This is a genomic window from Streptomyces sp. AC627_RSS907 (genome assembly GCF_019049165.1).
The window spans coordinates 1-556 of the sequence record NZ_JAGMUE010001341.1 but is presented as its reverse complement, the minus strand read 5'-3'; the positions used below and the strand labels follow the sequence as shown (position 1 = coordinate 556).

Sequence of the window (556 nt, the reverse complement as noted above, 5' to 3'; positions counted from 1 at the left end):
CGCGCACCTCGCGCACCAGGTCGAGCCCGGCCGTGGCCGCCCGCAGCCGCTCGATGAGCAGCCCACCGACCCGGCGGGCGTTGCGCTGCAGGTCGTGGTCGATGAGGTAGCCGAGGTTGGCGAGCGCCGCGGCCATGGTGACCGGGCTGCCGCCGAAGGTGGAGATGGAGTTCGCGTCCAGGCAGTCCATGATCTCGGCGCGGCCCACCACGCCGCCGACGGACATGCCGTTGCCGATGCCCTTGGCGAAGGTCAACAGGTCGGGCGGGCCACTGCCGGCGTGCGCCTGCCAGCCCCAGAAGTGGTCCCCGGTGCGGCCCCAGCCGGTCTGCACCTCGTCGCTGATCCACAGGATGCCGTGCCGGTCGAGGACCTCGCGGAAGGCCGCGTACAGCCCGTCCGGTGGCGAGGTGAAGCCGCCCACTCCCTGGATCGGCTCGGCGATCAGCGCCGCGACCTGGCCGTGCGCCTGCCCGAGCAGGTCCGTGAGGTCGGCCACGCACGCCTCGACGAACCGCTCGTCGGTGAGGTGGGCGAACGGGCCACGGGAGCGCAC

Annotated in this window: 1 protein-coding gene; it reads right to left on the bottom strand. The window is 73.4% G+C overall.

Annotated elements, in window-relative coordinates:
* Window positions 1-556: aminotransferase class III-fold pyridoxal phosphate-dependent enzyme (locus KUM32_RS41815; RefSeq protein WP_217146842.1), on the bottom strand; the 556-nt coding region annotated here is incomplete at both ends.